General features: G+C 54.2%; 17 protein-coding genes. 14 read left to right on the plus strand and 3 right to left on the minus strand.

Annotated elements, in window-relative coordinates:
* Positions 1-14 precede the first annotated feature (14 nt).
* The 6 genes from KJW29_RS31610 to KJW29_RS31635 all read left to right on the plus strand — a co-directional run bounded on the left by KJW29_RS31610 (position 15) and on the right by KJW29_RS31635 (position 7155).
* Positions 15-965 carry a carbohydrate ABC transporter permease gene (locus tag KJW29_RS31610; RefSeq protein ID WP_087572461.1) on the plus strand — a complete coding sequence of 317 codons (951 nt, stop codon included), beginning with the start codon at positions 15-17 and terminating at the stop codon, positions 963-965.
* Complete coding sequence (locus tag KJW29_RS31615) at positions 962-1792, plus strand: carbohydrate ABC transporter permease (protein ID WP_214627568.1); 831 nt, start codon at positions 962-964, stop codon at positions 1790-1792. Before KJW29_RS31610 ends, KJW29_RS31615 begins: the two co-directional genes overlap by 4 nt.
* Positions 1793-1808: 16 nt before the next feature.
* On the plus strand, positions 1809-3269 hold the full coding sequence (locus KJW29_RS31620) for a sulfatase family protein (RefSeq protein ID WP_214627569.1): 1461 nt from the start codon (positions 1809-1811) through the stop codon (positions 3267-3269).
* 633 nt (positions 3270-3902) lie between these two features.
* Complete coding sequence (locus KJW29_RS31625) at positions 3903-4205, plus strand: Dabb family protein (protein WP_214627570.1); 303 nt, start codon at positions 3903-3905, stop codon at positions 4203-4205.
* A gap of 159 nt (positions 4206-4364) precedes the next feature.
* Entirely contained in the window at positions 4365-5423 is a 1059-nt protein-coding gene (locus KJW29_RS31630; protein ID WP_246608462.1) for a glycoside hydrolase family 88/105 protein, read from the plus strand.
* Positions 5416-7155, plus strand: coding sequence for a DUF8769 domain-containing protein (locus KJW29_RS31635; RefSeq protein WP_214627571.1), 1740 nt, complete (start codon positions 5416-5418; stop codon positions 7153-7155). Before KJW29_RS31630 ends, KJW29_RS31635 begins: the two co-directional genes overlap by 8 nt.
* A gap of 150 nt (positions 7156-7305) precedes the next feature.
* Here the strand turns inward: KJW29_RS31635 and KJW29_RS31640 are convergent, their stop codons facing one another.
* Positions 7306-8052 (minus strand): alpha/beta hydrolase family protein, encoded by a 747-nt coding sequence (locus KJW29_RS31640; protein ID WP_214627572.1) that lies wholly within the window; start codon positions 8050-8052, stop codon positions 7306-7308.
* Between the two features lie 15 nt (positions 8053-8067).
* Positions 8068-8286: an S-layer homology domain-containing protein gene (locus KJW29_RS31645; RefSeq protein ID WP_187103591.1), complete on the minus strand. Its 219-nt coding sequence runs from the start codon at positions 8284-8286 to the stop codon at positions 8068-8070.
* Between the two features lie 468 nt (positions 8287-8754).
* Here KJW29_RS31645 and KJW29_RS31650 point away from each other — a divergent pair, with 468 nt between their 5' ends.
* Together KJW29_RS31650 and KJW29_RS31655 are read left to right on the plus strand one after the other, a co-directional pair.
* Positions 8755-9117, plus strand: coding sequence for a DUF3147 family protein (locus KJW29_RS31650; RefSeq protein ID WP_214627573.1), 363 nt, complete (start codon positions 8755-8757; stop codon positions 9115-9117).
* 14 nt (positions 9118-9131) lie between these two features.
* Complete coding sequence (locus tag KJW29_RS31655) at positions 9132-9509, plus strand: DUF3147 family protein (RefSeq protein ID WP_214627574.1); 378 nt, start codon at positions 9132-9134, stop codon at positions 9507-9509.
* Positions 9510-9540: 31 nt separating this feature from the next.
* Here KJW29_RS31655 and KJW29_RS31660 read toward each other — a convergent pair whose 3' ends face one another.
* Positions 9541-10608, minus strand: coding sequence for an FAD:protein FMN transferase (locus KJW29_RS31660; protein ID WP_214627575.1), 1068 nt, complete (start codon positions 10606-10608; stop codon positions 9541-9543).
* A 132-nt stretch (positions 10609-10740) separates the two neighbouring features.
* On the opposite strand from KJW29_RS31660, the gene KJW29_RS31665 reads away from it, so the two are divergent.
* Genes KJW29_RS31665 through KJW29_RS31690 form a run of 6 tightly spaced genes read left to right on the plus strand, consistent with a single transcriptional unit; the run spans position 10741 to position 15144 of the window.
* Positions 10741-11124, plus strand: a complete 384-nt coding sequence (locus KJW29_RS31665; protein ID WP_246608463.1) for a NusG domain II-containing protein — start codon at positions 10741-10743, stop codon at positions 11122-11124.
* Positions 11108-11668, plus strand: a complete 561-nt coding sequence (locus tag KJW29_RS31670; protein ID WP_214627576.1) for a Gx transporter family protein — start codon at positions 11108-11110, stop codon at positions 11666-11668. The genes KJW29_RS31665 and KJW29_RS31670 overlap by 17 nt, the downstream gene beginning before the upstream one ends.
* Complete coding sequence (locus KJW29_RS31675) at positions 11665-12558, plus strand: ATP-binding cassette domain-containing protein (RefSeq protein ID WP_214627577.1); 894 nt, start codon at positions 11665-11667, stop codon at positions 12556-12558. Before KJW29_RS31670 ends, KJW29_RS31675 begins: the two co-directional genes overlap by 4 nt.
* Positions 12495-13445 carry an ATP-binding cassette domain-containing protein gene (locus tag KJW29_RS31680; RefSeq protein WP_214627578.1) on the plus strand — a complete coding sequence of 317 codons (951 nt, stop codon included), beginning with the start codon at positions 12495-12497 and terminating at the stop codon, positions 13443-13445. Before KJW29_RS31675 ends, KJW29_RS31680 begins: the two co-directional genes overlap by 64 nt.
* Positions 13408-14208, plus strand: a complete 801-nt coding sequence (locus tag KJW29_RS31685) for an energy-coupling factor transporter transmembrane component T family protein (RefSeq protein WP_214627579.1) — start codon at positions 13408-13410, stop codon at positions 14206-14208. Before KJW29_RS31680 ends, KJW29_RS31685 begins: the two co-directional genes overlap by 38 nt.
* A gap of 15 nt (positions 14209-14223) precedes the next feature.
* Positions 14224-15144, plus strand: coding sequence for a prenyltransferase (locus KJW29_RS31690; RefSeq protein WP_214627580.1), 921 nt, complete (start codon positions 14224-14226; stop codon positions 15142-15144).
* The last annotated feature ends 100 nt before the right edge of the window (positions 15145-15244 follow it).

The raw sequence follows: 15244 nt of genomic DNA on the forward strand, positions 1-15244 counted from the left end.
AGGGACGAAGGGTTATGACACATCAATCGGCGCAGGCGGCGGGGGGACAGACTCCCGGCTCCGAGGGCAAGCGAAGGAAGCGGAAGCCCGGGAGCTTGGTCGCATATTTATACATCAGTCCGTGGCTGATCGGATTTATCGTGCTCACGCTCGTTCCGTTCGTTGCCTCGTTTATCTATTCGTTTACCGACTATAACATGGTTCGCGAGCAATCGTTTGTCGGACTCGCTAACTATATTGAAATTTTTACGAAAGACCCTGTATTCGTGCAGTCGCTGCGGGTGACGCTGTTATACGTAGTCATAGCAGTGCCGCTCAAGCTGATCGTCGCTTTGCTGGTGGCGATGCTGCTGAACGTCAAGATGCGAGGAATCTCCATCTATCGCACCATCTATTACCTGCCATCGATATTAGGCGGCAGCGTCGCGGTATCCGTACTGTGGCGGTTCATGTTCATGAGAGAAGGACTCGTGAACGAGATGCTCTCCTATTTCTCTTTGCCGCCTGTGAACTGGCTGGGAGATCCCAACCTGGCTCTGTTCACGATTACACTGCTTCCCGTCTGGGAATTCGGATCGTCGATGGTGCTGTTCCTCGCAGGTCTAAAGCAAGTTCCGGCGGAGCTTTACGAGGCATCCAAGGTGGACGGAGCTTCGCGCGCGAGAACGTTTTTCTCCGTCACGCTGCCCCTGTTGACGCCGATCGTGCTGTTTAATCTGATCATGCAGATGATCAATGCCTTCCAGCAGTTCACGGCTGCGTTCGTCATAACGGACGGCGGGCCCATGAAGTCTACCTATTTGTACGGAATGATGCTGTACGACAACGCCTTCCAGTTCTTTAAGATGGGATACGCGTCCGCGCAATCCTGGATCTTGTTCCTGATCATTCTGGTCTTCACGTTCGTGCTGTTCAAGACCTCCAACCGCTGGGCGCATTACGAAGACGGAGGTGACGGCAAGTGAGGAGACGCAAGCTATGGACGGTTATCGTCTTGTCGGTGTTCTCTATCCTGTTTTTGTATCCGTTGCTATGGCTGATCTCGTCTTCGTTCAAGCCGAACGCCGATATTTTTTCCAGCATCAGCTTATGGCCCGGCGAATTTGTGTGGGATGCTTATTCTCGAGGCTGGCAGGGGGTAGGGCGGACGAACTTCAGCACCTTCTTCGGCAATACGCTGCTGTTGGTTATTCCGGTGGTCGTACTCACGGCTGCTTCCAGCCTGCTCGTCGCTTATGGCTTCGCCCGTTTTAAATTCCGAGGCAAAGGTCTGTTGTTTACGCTTATGATCTCGACGCTGATGCTGCCGGACGCGGTTATCATGATCCCGCGTTATCTGCTGTTCAAGGAATTCAACTGGCTGAATACGTATTTGCCGTTTTACGTGCCCGCTCTGTTGGCGGTTAACGCCTTCTTCGTATTTTTGCTCGTACAGTTTCTGCGCGGCATTCCGCGCGATCTCGACGAGGCCGCGGTTATCGACGGATGCAATTCGTTCGGCATTCTGGTACGCGTACTGATTCCTCTAGCGGCCCCGGCGCTCGTCTCGGTATGCATCTTCCAGTTCATCTGGACGTGGAACGAGTTCTTTACGGCGCTGATCTATATTAACAGCGTTTCGAAGTATACGGTTGCGCTTGGTCTGAGAATGGTGCTCGACAACGAGGGAGCGGTCAATTGGAATCAGGTCATGGCGATGTCGGTCGTTACGATTTTGCCTTGCATCGCGGTATTTTTTATGGCTCAAAAATATTTCGTGGAAGGCATCGCCACGACCGGTTTGAAGGGCTGAGGAGGAGGGAAGCTTTATGTCATTAACGAACGGCAATGGCGGGAGAGGCGAAGGAGGCGTTGCCGAAAGACAGCCGGACTCTGTCGGATGGCAAGACTTTGGCGAACGGTTTGACTCTGGCAAACGGCCCAACGTAATCGTCTTTTTTACCGACCAGCAGCGCTGGGACACGACGGGGGTGCATGGCAATCCGCTCGGACTGACCCCCAACTTCGACCGGCTAGCGGCTCGGGGTACGCATCTGGAATACGCCTTCACTCCTCAACCCGTATGCGGGCCGGCGAGAGCTTGTCTCCAGACGGGGGTATACGCCACGACGAACGGCTGTTATACGAACGGAATACCTCTGTCCACGGAATGGCCCACTCTGGCGCACTACTTTAACGAGGCGGGTTATGAGACGGGGTATATCGGGAAGTGGCATCTGGCCGTTACCCGCGACCGTCCCGTACCGGAAGAGCTGCGCGGCGGCTACAAGAGCTGGCTTGCGGCCGATGCTTTGGAGCATACGTCCGATGCGTACCGGACGTTGCTTTACGATGAACGCAATCAACCTGTCAGGCTGCCGGGGTACCGGGTAGACGCTCTGGCAGACGCGGCGATCCGCTATGTCGACAAGCATAAGAACGATCCGTTTTTCCTGTTTCTCTCCTTCCTGGAGCCGCATCATCAAAATCACAGGGACGATTATCCGGCTCCGGAATCCGAGATCGGGAAATATATTTCGGCATGGACGCCGCCCGACCTCGCATCGCTTGTCGGCACGGCGCCGCAGCACTTGCCCGGCTATTACGGGATGGTGAAGCGGCTCGACGAGGCGCTTGGCCGCGTTATGGACGCCTTGCGCAGCCTGTCGCTGGAGGAAGAGACGATCATCGTGTTTACCTCTGATCACGGCTCGCACTTCAAGACGCGCAACAACGAATACAAGCGCTCCTGCCACGACAGCTCGATCCGGGTGCCGGCCGCAATCGGAGGCGGTCCGTTCTCCCGAGGCGGGCGCATCCCCGAGCTTGTCAGCCTCGTCGACTTGCCGCCGACGCTGCTGGACGCGTGCGGCCTCGGCGTGCCTGCGCATATGCAAGGCCGCTCGGTCATGCCTCTGCTGAGAGGGGGAGGGGCGGCGAACTGGCCGCGCGAAGTGTTCGTGCAGATCAGCGAATCCCAGGTGGGGCGCGCCATCCGCACGCATCGCTGGAAATACGCAGTCACCGCCCCGCAGGCTCATCCGCAACGCGACGAGGGAGCGGGGCGTTATCTGGAGACGGAACTCTACGATTTATACGCGGATCCCTACGAGCTGAACAACCTGGCGGGGTTAGAATCGCACCGCGGCGTGGCGGACCGGCTGCGGGATGCACTGCTCCGCCGCATGGCGGAGGCCGGCGAGACGCTGCCGCATATCGAGCCCGCCGCGCCGCTGCCGTCAGGCCAACGACTCGCGAAGCAGGGGGACGGCCCGGTAGGGTGGAACTAATAGTCGCTGGCTGCGAAAGTAGCCAGATCGTGCGAGTTTCGGACATCCACGACACTTACCGTAAAAATTCGAGAATAGGAACCTGGCATTGATTCTCTGGGCGTCAATTTTATCCGTTAAAACGGCGGAAAGCGAAAAAACACGGCTAAAGCGTCGTTATGGGGCCGTCGATTCATTGTGTGCAAAACTGGAAATGAAGCTGCAATCAATCATCGCCAACCTGTTAACGGAAATAAGGGCCCTTATATGGATCTTTTGGCGTGATTTTAAAATTTAACGGAACTCGGCGACGTTATTCGTGAGAAATCCAGGCAAACCGCGGACTTTTGCCCACCATAAAGGCTGTCAGTTCCATTAGATTTGCAAAGTGCTGCTTTTTGCTGAAATAGCGCCTTTCATTTCCGTTACAGTTGCTCCCGTACATTTCTTACCGGATACTTACCCGCAATTTCACCTTTGCACAATGAATAGACAGCCTCGTTATGACCGTTAGAATGAATTTCCCGGAATGTACCGAGCTGCGCCACCAAAGAACTGCGATAGACGATTCACTTCATCCGTTCCGTTTATGGCCGAGAGGGAATCGTGTACAATGAAACTAGCTTTAATCATTGGATAAGGTGGGAGAAAGCTATGTACGAGCATCTAGTCGTTTTCAAATTCAACACAAACCTCACCCCTGACAAGCAACAGGAATTGTTGGATCAATTGCTTGGGTTCCAGGGGCGGATTCCCGGAATACTCGATATAAGCGCAGGCATCAACGTAACGGAAGAGACGGAGAACGTCCACGGTTACACGCTTGGATTGCGGGTGACCTTCGATAGTCTCGCATCGCTTCGTTCCTATGGTCCTCATCCTCTCCACCAGCAGTTTGTGGCATCGCTCGACGGTGTGCTGGACAATGTCATCGTCGTTGACTACCCAAAGGTCTAATCCAACGTAAACGTACGCCAAAAGAGAAGACGGCAGCCCGGGCTGCCGTCTTTCTTTACATTTTTGGACGATTCCCCACCTTTTCGGGATGTCGCCCCAAGCGCATGCCTGCACCCGAATGTTAGGATAGTGGCATCAGCATACGAAAGGCGTGAATAGATGATGGAGAACTTGAAAGCGATAGCAGGAAAAGTATGGGAGCACATGAAAAAGGATCATTCCGGCAATTGGGGAATGGACATCGACAAGTGGGACTGGGTACCTGGCGTCGGCGTCATCGCGCTGTTGGAATATGGGGAAAAGGCGGATGAGGCGGAAGTTGGCTCGTATCTGTTGGAATGGGTAAAACGCAACAGGGATCAGGCCGCGCCGGAACCCGTCATTAATGCCGTGGCGCCGTATGCGATTTTTCCGGCTCTGTATAAGCGGACAGGGGAGGAATGGCTGAAGGAAGAGGCGGCGCGCGTGGCAAAATGGATCGTGGAGAAGGCGCCGCGTACGCGTGAACAGGCATTCGAGCATACCGTGACGGAAAACGCGAATTTTCCCGAGCAGGTATGGGCGGACACTGTTTTTATGGCGGTCTTGTTCCTAGCGCGCACGGCGACGCTTCTTGGCGACAAGTCGTATGCGGAAGAGGCACAGCGGCAGGTATTGCTGCATCTGCGTCTGTTGGAGGACGAGGAGACGGGCGTGTTGTTCCATGGCTGGAATTGCACGGCAGGGGATCATATGTCCGCGGCGCGGTGGACGCGGGCCAACGCCTGGATCGCGGTCGGCGTACCCATGATTGTGAAGGAGATCGAGCAGCTTGTGCCGATCGAAGCGGAACTGCGCGAGCGTTACTGGCGGCTGATGGACGGATTGGTCGGCTTCCAGCAACCGGGCGGCCTGTGGAGCACCGTGCTGGATCGGCCGGATTATTACAGGGAAGTATCGGGCAGCGCGGGGATCGCTTGCGGTCTGTGGCTTGCCGCCGAGTCGGGCTTACTGCCGGACGAAGAGAAGTATGCGGCGGCCGCGAGGAAGGCGCTGCGTACGATATTGACTCATATCAATGAACAGGGCGAGGTAGGCGGCGTCTCCAGCGGGACGCCGGTCATGGAATCGATCGAGGCATACAACGCCATTCCGATCCATCCGACGTTGTACGGACAAGGGCTGACGCTTATGCTGCTGTCGGAGGCCATCCGAAAAGGAGAAACCGGGGATGAATAGGGAGGGGCTTCAAGAGCTTATTGACCAAAGGGCTCAAACCTTCGACGAGACCGTACAGTTGCTTCGCACCCCGCTCACCGCGACCTACCATACGGCGCTGAAACGCAAGACGACGCCGGAGGTGTACGGTCTGCTTGTCTCCGAAGAATATGCCTATTATTTGCTGGAGTCAGGCGAGCCGGAGGGCGTCACGCGGGCGAATCGCATCCTGGAAGCCGTCTTGCCTCTGCAGGACCGCAATCCGGAATCGGAGACGTACGGCATCTGGCCGTACTTCTACGAGGAGCCGCTAGCGGAGATGGATCGGCCGGACTGGAATATGGCCGATTTTCACGGCAAACGGCTGATCGTCACGCTGATCAGACATGAGGAGAAGCTGACTCCGGAGCTGGCGGCGACCGTACGAAATGCGATCGGGCATGCGTGCAGAGCGATTATCAAGCGCAATGTCGGGCCGCATTACACGAATATTGCGATTATGGGAGCATTCGTTACGCTGGTCGGCGGCGAACTGCTCGAGAACGCCGAGTTCCGCGACTATGGCCTTTCCCGCATCAAGAGGTTCTATGATTTCACGTTCGGCATCGGCACCTTCTCGGAATACAACAGCCCTTGTTATACGCCGATTGCGATCAAGGAATTGCACAGCATAACCGCCTATTCCGCGAACGCTGAAGCCGTTGGGTATGCCGACGAGCTGATAAATCTGGCGTGGAGGATGGCCGGAGAACATTATCATGCGGGCACCGGGGAGTGGAGCGGACCGCACAGCCGTACTTACAGCACGTGGCTACGCCCGGATGAGCGGGCTTTCCTGAAGGAAGCGCTGCTGGACGAGACGTTTGAATTCGGCGAAAACATACGCTGTCCCAAGGAACATCGGCCGCTGTTCCAGTCTCTTGCGACGCGCAGTCTGACCGAGCCGACGCTGTCGGAGGAGCAAGCGGGATATCAGGTGTACGCGACGTTGTACCGCAATGACAAGCTGTCGCTTGGCACCTTCAGCAAGGGCGTCATGTGGAACCAGCGGCGCAATCTGGTTGCCTACTTGCTTGAAGGCGAGCGCACGTCCTACGTGCAGCTGCAGTTCCTGAAGGACGGGGCGGACTTCTGCTCGGCGATGTTCGCGGGAGCGCAGACGGGACCGCATGCGTTGTTCGGCTTTAATTTGCTGACCGACAACGGCGCGTGGCACTCCGATCTGGACATCATTAACGGCTGGTTCCGGAGCAGCGATCTGCGCATTCGCTTTAAAGTCGGCGGAGCGCGGGAGGGGCTCGAGCCGCTGGTCGACGAAGATGGCCGCCGGGTACAGCTCCGTTTCGGCGAGTATACGCTAGCCGTCCGGCTTCTGCAGGAACGTTGCGATTATGGCGGACTTCAGTTGTCGCTGGGGACAGGAGCGGACTCCGCTCATCCGGAAGCCGACGGTGTGCCGGAAGCGGATAATAGGGCGTTGTATCTGGATTACGTTCTGTATGCCGGAGAAGAGCGGGATTTTGATTTTCATGAGGTTAAGGAAGCGGCGTGGATGTTCCAGCTTAGTTTGCTCGGAGAGGGCGAAGAACTGCCGAGAGCTTCCGCCGACCGAATAGCCGATTCCGTAGGAGCATCGTTGGAAGCGGGCGGCGAAACCATCTCCGTCGCGCTGCCGGTTGCGCCGGGCGGGACGAAGGAGCGGTATTTGAGCAATCGGGTAGTATTGCCGCAACAGAGAATAAAGATGCAGTAGTGACCGAATATAAGGGGAGACGGCTATGCGCGAGTCGATGCGCTTGGCCGTCTCCTTTTGTTTTCTCGACGAGACAGGCGATGTGTACAACGGCGCCGGGCTCAGAAGTTGGTTAACTTGCCCTTTCAACATCCCACACGAGAGGGCTTATTACTCGCTTGAGTGATGCCGTTTCGCTTGCTCCCGTACGAACGCGACGATCGGCGCCGGATCCTCCAGGCTGTGCGGATGATGGCCGACGCCTTCCTTTACGATATCGACGATGGTTCCGCCCAGACCGCGGTATCGCGGAACGAGCAAGGCGCCATTCTCGGCGTAAGGCACAAGCTCGTCGGCATCGCCGGCCACGAGCAGGATGGGAATGCCTGCCGCCGCAACCGCATCGATCTTGTTCAGCGGAGAGACCTCGGCATAGACGCTTTCTTCCTCCGAAAGCCCATATGCGGCCAGACATTCTCGCCACTCGCGCTCTGAGCCCGGCCCGACGCCTTTGCCGCCAGGCCAGCTTCGAATGTCGAGCACGGGAGCGTCCAGATACAGCAGCTCGACCTGATCCGGGTAAGTCGCCGCGTAGTTAAAGGCATACAACCCGCCGCGACTGAAGCCGAACAGAATCGTTTTCTCCGACAAGCCGAACACACGAGTAACGAAGGTCTGGAACCTGCGCATCCCCTCCACGGCGTCCGGGCAACCGTACATATCGTTCTGTCTGTAGTAAGCTCGGGCATATCCTTGTTCCAGCAAAGCCATGTCCGCATAGTCGAAATCGCCGAAAAACTCGGCCCGCCACACCCAAGGCCTGCCTTGCGCAAACGTATGAGGCAACACGACAAGACCTTCCTTGCCATCCAATTCAAATTCGATCCTGTCGTAGCCGTTCCATTCGGTTATTCGCATGTTAGAATCCCCTTTTCAATTGTAGGATAATGCTTTCAAGATCAAGACGCATACCTCGGCTCGGGTTGCGTTGTCCAGCGGCGCGAAACGATTGCCTCCTTTGCTACGGACGATGCCGGCTCCGGCCAAGGCGTTAGCCGACTGGCTGGCCCATGCCGGAATTTCTTCGGCATCCGTAAACCCGGTCCGAGCCGTCGCTCCGTCCAAGGGCAGAACAAGCGCGCGTGCAAACACGATAGACGCTCCATTGCAGCCAGTAATGCGGTTGCGGCGGAGCCATACGAAAACATGTGCCGAAGCCAAGTATCGTAACGAACGTCAATCATTTCTTATTCATCCTAAACAGCCCCTTTTCCTGCCTATTTAATGGGATCAATTACGGAATGAAACGCGCTTCGCCTCCAAGCTGCTGCACGGCCGCGAATCATTCTGGAGCCAATATGCGCGATGATGGTGCAAATAAGGTCGCGTGTGTCTGTTAGATTTTTGAAAACCTAAAATATCGAAGAATAACGTCGCATATGTCCGTTAAGCGGCAGCCTCGCAATTTGCGACGCGTACTTGAGACTTTGCGCCGGAGACGCATGCCGGGTTATGTGATTTACCTAACAGTCTAACGCAAGCTTAAAGAATATAATGAGGCTAATTTCTCGATATTTATATACGTGAAAATAATCACAAAGCTAGTGGAGGAGAATGCACATGCTTTCCATTTCTTTAATCGGCATTTTGCTGAGGTTTATTCTTGGCGGCACCGCCGTTGCAGTAGCCTCGTTGATCGCCAAGCGGGTCGGGGGCGTATTCGGAGGGATTTTTGCAGCATTTCCGGTCGTTTTTTTGGCGGCGCTGCTGACAATTCGATGGGATCATTCCGGCTACGATCTGATTCGGCAATCGATTGTTTTGTCGCAAGGAGCACTGATTGGAATGGCGATCAATATCGTCTGCGCGCTTGCAGCAGGTTTTTTAGTCGCAAGGAAAGGATGGAAGAGGGGACTGACGCTGTCCGTGCTGGGTTGGTTCCTTGTGTCGTTTTCGATTTCATATATGCTATTTATTGTATAAGAGGGGGATTCGAGATGAGCATAAAGGATTTTTTGCTCCGATTTCTGATCGGAGGAATTGCCGTAGCGCTTAGTTATGTCGCGTCAATTCTGTTGCCGTGGGAAACGCTCGGAGGAATATTCGCCGCGTTTCCCGCCGTTATGGTCGTTGCGGTACTTATGGTCGGAATTAGCCAGGGTTCCGGGAAGGCATCGGAAATTGCAAAAGGCTCTGTATTCGGCATGACGGGTTGTGCCATATGCGTGGTCACCGTGCTGTATGCCTTGCGGCTTACGGGCTCATGGTGGTTAAGCCTGCTATTGGGTCTGGTTAGCTGGTTTATTGGCGCGCTCACGATTTTTGAACTTCGCAAACGGGTGCAAATCAAATTCGGCAAAAGAAGTAAAGGATAATTTGACCTATGGCGCCTGCATAATCCGAAAGTCATTCGACCAGCCGGTAATCCTTGTTTGTTAATTTGAACCGCCCTGCGAGCCCGGAGGTTACGATGATATCCTTGTTCTCCGTAATAAAGATGGCTTCGGCATCTTCGAGAGATTCGATAAATGTTTTGCCCTCCTCGGCCCCCATCGCGAAGGCCGTCGTGGACAGGGCATCCGCATCGATGGACAAATTCGTCACAAGCGTTACGCTGAGCAGGCCATTTTGAACGGGAAAGCCGGTGCTTGTATCCAGAATATGATGATAAAGCCGGCCGTCTTTTTTGAAAAATCGTTCATAGACGCCGGAAGTTACAACGGTCTGGTTGCTGACTTTGATCGAGCCTACCTGTTGACCGCGCTGCTCGTCAGGCTCTTGTATGCCGATATTCCACTGGCTCCCGTTCGGTTTGTTGCCCAAGGCCATAATATTGCCGCCGAGATCAATAATCGCGCTGTTAAAGCCCTCGCTCTTTAAATAATCGGCAATCGCATCAGCGGCGTATCCCTTTGCGATGCCGCCCAAATCCAATGCCATTCCGGCTCTGTTCAAGCGAACAGTCCGATTGGCTTCATCTATAACGACATCTTTATAATCTATAAGCGCAAGCTTCTCGTTAAGCAACTTCTGCTCGGGGACAGAGGCCCCTTCGTTGCCGATCCCCCATAAATCGACAATCGGGCCGATTGCCGGATTAAATTTGCCCTCTGACAAATGCGCATATACCATTGCCGCTTGAATGACCTTCATCGTTTCTTCCGAGACCGTTACAGCCGATTTTCCCGCTGCTGCATTCACTTCCGCAAGCTCGCTGTCTTCTCGTTGACGATTCATCTCCCGATCAATACGTTCTAATATTTCGTTGACTTCCTCAAAGTGTTGCTTTGTCATCCGATCATCATACACGCGCAGAGTAACGACCGTGTCAAAAATATAATAAGTATGAGATTGCGGTTCCGCACTCTTTGCATTCGGTTTGTCGCCCGAGTCGCTGCCGCAGCCCGTTGCGAACAGCAGCATAATAAGAGCGGGCAGAACGGCTATCGAAACTTTTCGTTGTATAGATTTCATATGCGGCCTCTTCTCATTCGTTATTTGTTCTAACCGTACCAGATCGTCCGTGACGAGAAAGTGAGAAATATCATAGTTCCCGTATAAGGAAAAAATCATAATGAAAGTATGAACAAAGGAACGGAGCGACGGATGATGAAAAAAGGAGATATTTGGATTGGAGTGGTGCTGCTCGGCGTATTGGCATGGTTCATCGTACCGTTCCTTGCGAACGAAGAAACTTCCGGCGCGTCGGCTTCGGCTGTTATTACGGTAAATGGCGAGCATTACCGCACGGTAGAATTAACGGAGTCTGCCCATGAGATTGAAATCGAAACAAACCGCGGCTACAACCTGCTTCGGATATCCGATTACGGAATTGAAATGATCGAAGCAGATTGTCCCGACCAATTATGCTTAGGTTTTGGGCATGTTCATCGTAAAGGAGGCACCATTGTTTGTTTGCCGAACCGAATATTCGTTGAAATAATCGGTGCGGACGGAAACGGAGATGATGTCGATGCGGTTGTATTCTGAACGGGATGAGCTTCGCAGAACAGTGGTCATATCCATTTTCGCTTCCGTTGCGGTTGTACTCGGTATTGTGGAATCGCTCATTCCTTTTGCCGTTGCGGTGCCGGGAGCGAAGCTCGGCCTTGGAAATATTATGGTGTTAACCTGCCTGTACGTATTTACGGTCAAAGACGCGCTGTCGCTTATTCTGTTAAAGACGCTTCTCACTTCGTTTATATTGGGCAGCTTCTCGACCTTTCTATTCAGCATACTCGGGGCGCTTGGTAGCTTCCTGATCATGTACCTGATGCTGAGACTCGGGCGCAACAGCTTTAGCCTGCTCGGGGTTAGCGTCATGGGCGGCATCGCCCATAATCTGGGGCAGCTTTCGGCGGCGGCCATCGTACTGAACACGACCAAAATTTATTATTATTTGCCATTCCTATTGGTGTCGGGCATCATTACCGGCCTATTTGTCGGATTGGTATCGGGAAAGCTGATCGCCTCCATGCAGCGCATCCAGTGGTTCCGCATGCCGCTACCGCAAAGGAAAGGGGGGGGAAGATGAGTGACCTTAAGAATGTGGAACCGTTAGCCGTCCTTCTGTCCCGTGTAACGATCGGTCTTCCTTCCTCGGGCGCGCCCGTATTATCCGACATTTCGCTCGAAATTCCGGCAGGACAATGGCTTGGCATTACCGGGATGAACGGCTCCGGCAAGTCGACTCTGCTGAGGCTGATAAGCGGTCTGTTGCTTGCCGATGAAGGCTCCGTCACGATCAATGGTTTAACCCTTGCGGAGGATACTGTCTGGGAAATCAGGAAGGGCATCGGCTTCGTATTCGCGAGCCCCGATAATCAATTTGTGGGGCAGACGGTAGCGGAGGATATCGCGTTCGGGATGGCCAATCGATGTTTGGAGCCGGAAGCGATCCGCAGCCGCATCCATCAATACGCGGAGCTGCTGAGCATAACTGACCTTCTTGGGCGTCATCCCTCCTCCCTGTCGGGCGGTCAGAAGCAGCGCGTCGCCATTGCCTCCGTGCTTGCGATGGAGCCGCGCATTATCCTGTTCGACGAGGCTACGTCGATGCTTGACGAGGGCTCGAGGCGCGAAGTGCTGGGCATTATGAAACAGCTGCATGCGGTAAACCGATATACGTTGATCACGGTCACTCACGACACGGACGAACTGCTGGAAGCGGAGCGTATCATTATGCTCGCGGACGGCAGCGTGATCGGCGACGGAAGCCCGGAGGAACTTCTGATCCGCGACGAATGGCGTAGCAAATGCAGGCTGCAAACGCCCTACATGCTGCAGTTGTGCAGAGAGCTGCAGCGCCAGGGGATCGGGATCGGCGAGCGCTTTACCGAGGAGGAGGTGCAGAAGGAACTATGGGCATTCATTTCGAAAACGTCACTTACAAATACGAGGATGGCAAGTTGTTCTCGCGGTTAGGACTAAGCGATCTTACGGTTACGTTGAAGGAAAAGTCGTTTACGGCCATTGTCGGCGCTTCCGGCTCGGGCAAATCAACCATGCTGCAGCATTTAAACGGACTATTGCAGCCTGCTGAAGGATCGCTTGCGATTTTGGACTTTCATCTGGGGCCAAATACCGGGAAGAACGGACGTTCGGAGCGCAAATTGCGGGCCAGGACATTAGCCGGATTACGTAAGAGAGTGGGGCTTGTCTTTCAATTCCCGGAGCAGCAGCTATTTGAAGCTACGGTACAAGACGATCTTCAATTTGGGCCGCTCAACTTCGGTTACTCGAAGCAGGAGGCTGCCGGGTTGGCGCGAAAGGCTGCAGCGTTGCTTGGCCTGGACGACTCGTTATTGCAGCGAAGTCCTTTTGAGCTAAGCGGGGGGCAGATGCGAAAGGCGGCAATCGCTGCCGTGCTGGCGGCTGATCCGGATATCATTGTGCTGGATGAGCCAACCTCCGGGCTGGACCAGGAAAGTCGGAAGGAACTGCTGGAGCTGCTGCATAACCTCTCTCGGCTGCAAGGCAAAACGATCATAATCGTGACGCACCGTCTGGAAGAGGTGTTGCCGTACGCCGATCAATACGTTGTCATTCATCATGGCAAGGCGGTTGTTCAAGGAGATTCGGGCTTATTGTTGAGACAGCCGGAGCTGCTCGCAGAAGCGGGCATAGTATTGCCCCCATCCATTCGGCTGATGCTGGCTTTATCCGAGCAATTTCACGCGCCGCTCCCGGAGGAATACCTCAATCCGGAGAAGGCGGCTGCCTGGATCAAGGGACTGCTGCTAAATAACGCAGCCATGAGTGGAGGGGATCTATATGCGTACAAGAATGGTGTTCGGGCGATACATCGATAGAGATTCGTGGATACATCGGCTGGATCCCCGATCCAAGATGACCGCCATGCTGCTTTTTATGTGCGCCATATTTTTAACGGACTCTTATGCGGCTGTCCTCGTTATGTTAACCTTTTCGCTCTTCATGATAAAGAGTACGAATATTCCTCTATCGTATTTTGCCCGGGCGGTAAAGCCCCTTCTCTTTATTATTTTATTTATAGTTATTTTCCATCTGGCCTTCGAGCGGGGAGGTGCGCGGTTTATTGATGTAGGCCCATTTGCCATCTACGCAGGGGGGCTGGAAAAAGGATTGATATCCGCAGCGAGAATGGTGATTTTTGTCGCATTGGCCGCAATGATCTCGTTTACCACAGAACCTGATCGGTTGACGCAGGGGCTTGGCAGCATGATGAAGCCGTTGCGGGCGGTCGGGTTTCATCCGGAGAAGGCGGCGCTTATGGTCGGCATTGCTCTTCGATTTATTCCGACGATATTCGAAGAAGCGGAGCGTATCTGGAAGGCCCAGCTATCCAGAGGGCTGGACTTGACGGGCAAGCCGCTCAAGCAGCGGGCGAGACTGATTCTCTCCTTGATGGTGCCTGTCATGGCGGGAGCCTTCCGCCGGGCGATCGATCTGGCCGACTCCATGGAAGCGCGCGGCTATCGCTTAGGCGCCCCGAGATCGGCTATTCATACCTTGAGCTGGAAGGCTCGAGACACCGTGTTCCTGCTGTTGTTCCTTGTACCTCTGGCATCCGTAGTGGTTTTATCAATGAATTAAATGGGGGAGAGGCATATGTCTGCTGAACTCAAAAGAATATGGAGCGGCTTCTGGCAGCTGGCCGACCCGAAAATCTGGATTGCATCGACCGTGCCGATGCTTGTGGGCGGCGCCCTGGCTTACGCTCATACCGGATCGGTTCACTTAGGGTGGTTCGGCCTTGCGCTGATCGGGATCTATCTGATCGAAATCGGCAAAAACGCCGTGAATGAATTTGTGGATTTTTTAACGGGAGTAGACCAGTATGTTACGCCCGACAACCGCAATCCGTTTAGCGGCGGCAAAAAGACGATTGTTGATGGCAAGCTGTCGATTATCGAAACGGCGATCATTGCTTTTCTGACACTGGCAGCGGCGTTTTGGATCGGAGTATCCATCGCTGTCTTTCGGGAACCGACCGTCTTCTGGATCGGTATGGCAGGCGGGATATTGGCTGTATTTTACAGCTTGCCGCCGTTTAAGCTAAACTACAACGGATTAGGCGAGATTGCCGTTGGCCTAACCTTTGGCCCGCTAATCGTTGGCGGCATGTATGTCATGCTTACGGGCAGTCTGGACTGGCAGGTCATGCTCACGGGTGTTCCTCTGGCATTTCTGATTACCAATGTGCTGTGGATTAATCAGTACCCGGATTACGAGGCGGATATGAAAGGGGAGAAACGCAATTGGCTCGTACGGATCGGCAAAGAAGCCGGCATTAAACTGTATGCGATCTTGTACGCAAGCGCTTATGCAAGTCTGATTGTCCTTGTGATCGTACAACGCAATCCGTATTGGTTGCTTGGCTTCGCTTCGCTCCCGCTTGCCATTGGATCCGTAAGGACGGCAGCGGCAAATCTGAACAACTTATCGAGGTTTATAAAAGCCAACGCAGCAACGGTTATGATTTATCAAATAGTCGGAGTAACGATGATCGTTGCGGCGTTAATGGTCTAATAAACGAATTCATGCGGAAAGAGATCGCCGGTTTGAGGGCGATCCCTTTTTTGCGGGGATTTTGTTAAACATTATTGCCTCCGTACCCCGTCCAGCGTCG

This window comes from Paenibacillus agaridevorans (assembly GCF_018604145.1).
Taxonomy (GTDB): Bacteria; Bacillota; Bacilli; order Paenibacillales; family Paenibacillaceae; genus Pristimantibacillus; species Pristimantibacillus agaridevorans.